Source organism: uncultured Aquabacterium sp., assembly GCF_947366995.1.
In the GTDB taxonomy this organism is placed as follows: Bacteria; Pseudomonadota; Gammaproteobacteria; order Burkholderiales; family Burkholderiaceae_C; genus Aquabacterium.
In genome coordinates this window covers 1-3,323 of the sequence record NZ_CANBCC010000122.1, presented here as the reverse complement: position 1 = coordinate 3,323, position 3,323 = coordinate 1, and the positions used below count along the sequence as shown (strand labels likewise).

The 3,323-nt window shown below is 63.7% G+C and carries 2 protein-coding genes; both read left to right on the top strand.

All coding sequences use genetic code 11. From position 1 onward, the window contains the following. Positions 1-183: 183 nt before the first annotated feature. On the top strand, positions 184-2,496 hold the full coding sequence (gene rnr / locus Q0Z44_RS18200) for a ribonuclease R (RefSeq protein ID WP_298015411.1): 2,313 nt from the start codon (positions 184-186) through the stop codon (positions 2,494-2,496). A gap of 177 nt (positions 2,497-2,673) precedes the next feature. Beyond that, on the top strand, positions 2,674-3,323 hold a 650-nt coding region (gene rpsB, locus Q0Z44_RS18195; protein WP_298015409.1), incomplete at its 3' end, for a 30S ribosomal protein S2.

Below are 3,323 nucleotides of genomic sequence, written 5' to 3'. Positions count from 1 at the left end.
CACCACGGAGTAACCCGCAAGAACCTGAAACTAGTGCGTCTACCAATTCCGCCACCTGGGCAGGTACTCTATATCGACTGACCTGCTGCTTGTCTGAAAAACGTTGCAGTGATCAGCGAAGAATTGAATTCTAGCATCAAAATGCGAGACATGACAACACCCCCCACACTTTTTGTGAATCTCATGAGCGAAATCGTTGGCACTGTGCAGGGCCACCGGGATGGCCATGGCTTCGTCCACGCCGATGAAGGCGATGCGACCATCTGGCTTTCGCCACAGGAGATGCGTGCGGTGATGCACCGCGACCGCGTGCGGGTGAGGGTGATGCGCTTCGACCGCAAGGGCCGCCCGGAGGGGCAGGTGCTCGACATCCTCGAGCGTCGCAAGACCCCCATCATCGGCAGACTGCTGCATGAAGGGGGCGCCTGGCTGGTGGCGCCAGAGGATCGCCGCTTCGGCCGCGACATCCTGGTGCCTGCCAAGGCGATCGGCAAGGCAGAGCCCGGCCAGGTGGTGGCGGTGGAGTTGACCGAGGCGCCGTCGTTGAACGCGCAACCGGTCGGGCGCGTCATCGAGGTGCTCGGCGGCATCGACGATCCCGGCATGGAGATCGAGATCGCGGTGCGCAAGTACGAGGTGCCACATCGCTTTGGGGATGACGTCCTGGCGCAGGCAGCGAAGCTGCCCGAGAAGGTCCGCCCGGTGGACAAACGGGGTCGCATCGACATTTCCGATGTGCCGCTGGTGACGATCGACGGAGAGGATGCGCGGGACTTCGACGACGCGGTGTACTGTGAGCCGGCCCGCATCGGCCGAGGCAAGGTGCCGAACGGCTGGCGCCTGATCGTCGCCATTGCCGACGTGAGCCATTATGTGAAGCCCGACGCGCCGCTGGACCGCGAGGCGTATGAGCGGGCCACCTCGGTGTACTTCCCGCGCCGCGTCATTCCGATGCTGCCGGAGAAGCTGTCCAACGGGCTGTGCTCCCTCAATCCCGAGGTCGAGCGACTTTCGATGGTGTGCGACATGCTGGTGACAGGGGAGGGCGAAATCCACGCCTACCAGTTCTTCCCTGCCGTGATCCGCTCGCACGCGCGGCTGACCTACACCGAGGTCGCGGCCGTGCTGGGCAACACCCGAGGGCCCGAGGCCCTGCGCCGTGCCGACCTGGTGCCCCATCTTCTGCACCTGCACGAGGTGTACCGCGTGCTGCTCAAGGCCCGCAGTTCGCGGGGCGCGGTGGATTTCGAAACCACCGAGACGCAGATCGTCTGCGACGAGAATGGCCGCATTGCCAAGATCGTGCCGCGTACGCGCACCGAGGCCCACCGACTCATCGAGGAGGCCATGCTGGCGGCCAACGTGTGCTCCGCCGACTTCATTCTGCGTGCCAAGCACCCGTCTCTGTACCGTGTGCACGAAGGGCCGACGCCTGAGAAGCGCACCCTGCTGAAGAACTATCTGAAGGCGCTGGGGCTGGGTCTCACATTGGGCGAAGAACTGCAGCCTGGCGACTTCCAGGCCATCGCACAGGCCACCAAGGACCGGCCCGACGCCGCGCAGATTCACACCATGCTGCTGCGCTCGATGCAGCAGGCGATCTACACCCCGGCCAACAGCGGTCACTTCGGGCTGGCCTACGAGGCCTACACACATTTCACCAGCCCGATCCGGCGCTACCCCGATCTGCTGGTGCACCGCGTGATCAAGGCGCTGCTCGGGCGCAACCGGTATGGGTTGAAGCTGCCGCCGGTGCAATCGTCTGTGGGCAACTTCAAGCGCAAGGGCGGGCAGGGCGGCCTCACTCGCGGCTTGCCTGTGGCCCCGGTCAAGGGCGCAAAGATCAAGCTGCCGCCGGAAGAGGCGATCGCGTGGGAGACCGCCGGCATCCACTGCAGTGCCAATGAGCGGCGCGCCGACGAGGCCTCGCGCGATGTCGAGGCGTGGCTGAAGTGCATGTTCATGCGCGAGCGCCTGGGCGAAGAGTACGGGGGCACCGTCAGTGCGGCCACGAGCTTCGGTCTGTTCGTGCAGCTGGATGGGCTGTATGTCGAGGGCTTGGTGCACATCACCGAGCTGGGCGGCGAGTACTACCGGTTCGACGAGGCGCGTCAGGAGCTGCGTGGCGAGCGTTCGGGTGTGCGTTATGGCGTCGGTGCTCGCGTTCGGGTGCAGGTCAGCCGCGTGGATCTGGATGCGCGCAAGATCGATTTCCGCCTGGTGCGGGAAGATGGCGGGGCCACACCGCGGACGCAGCAGGGGCAGGCGGGCAGTGGGCGGACTGGGCGCAAGGGGCGCTCGGCCAACGAGTATTCGGCGCAGGATGAGCTGTCGGAGATTCAAGAGCTGGACCGCCAGGTCCGCCGAGGTGCACGTGATGCGCGCACCGGCAGCAAGGCCGAGCGCCATCCCGCTGCCGAGGCCGGCGGTCGGGGTGGCAAGCCTGCTGCAGGCAAGAAGGCGCCGTCACGCAAGAGCGCCCGCAACAAGCGGTGACGTGGGTTGGGCGCTGAACAGGCGCCGGAAGCGTGCTAGAATCGCAGGGTTTGCCCGGAATGGTCCGGGTGAACACTGTTGAAACCGCGAAGCCGTCAATCCAAGGTGTCGGTCCTGTCCTGCAGAAGGGCGCCCGATCGCTGTCGGCTTCTAGATCCAACCTCTGGAGCAAAAATCATGTCCGTGTCCATGCGCGAAATGCTGGAAGCAGGTGTCCACTTCGGTCACCAGACCCGCTTCTGGAACCCCAAGATGGCCCCCTACATCTTCGGCCATCGCAACAAGATTCACATCATCAACCTGGAAAAGTCGCTGCCACTGTTCCAGGAAGCCCAAAAGTTCGCCAAGCAACTGGCTGCCAACCGCGGCACGATCCTGATGGTCGGCACAAAGCGCCAAGCCCGTGAAATTCTGGCTACTGAAGCGCAACGCGCTGGCGTGCCTTTCGTGGACCAGCGCTGGTTGGGCGGCATGCTCACCAACTTCAAGACGGTGAAGACTTCCATCAAGCGCCTGAAGGACATGAAGGCCCAGCTGGAAACCGGCCTGGACAACCTGAGCAAGAAAGAACAACTGACTTTCAGCCGCGAAATCGCCAAGCTGGAAAAGGACATCGGCGGCATCCAGGATATGGCTGCTTTGCCTGACGCCATCTTCATCATCGACGTGGGTTTCCACAAGATTGCTGTGGCTGAAGCCAAGAAGCTGGGCATTCCTCTGATCGGTGTGGTCGATACGAACCACTCCCCAGAAGGCATCGACTACGTGATCCCCGGTAACGACGACTCGGCCAAGGCTGTGACGCTGTACGCCCGCGGCATTGCTGA

Coding starts and splice junctions, on each gene's coding strand:
- rnr (WP_298015411.1), top strand. CDS start 184: ATGAGCGAAATCGTTGGCACTGTGCAGGGCCACCGGGATGGCCATGGC.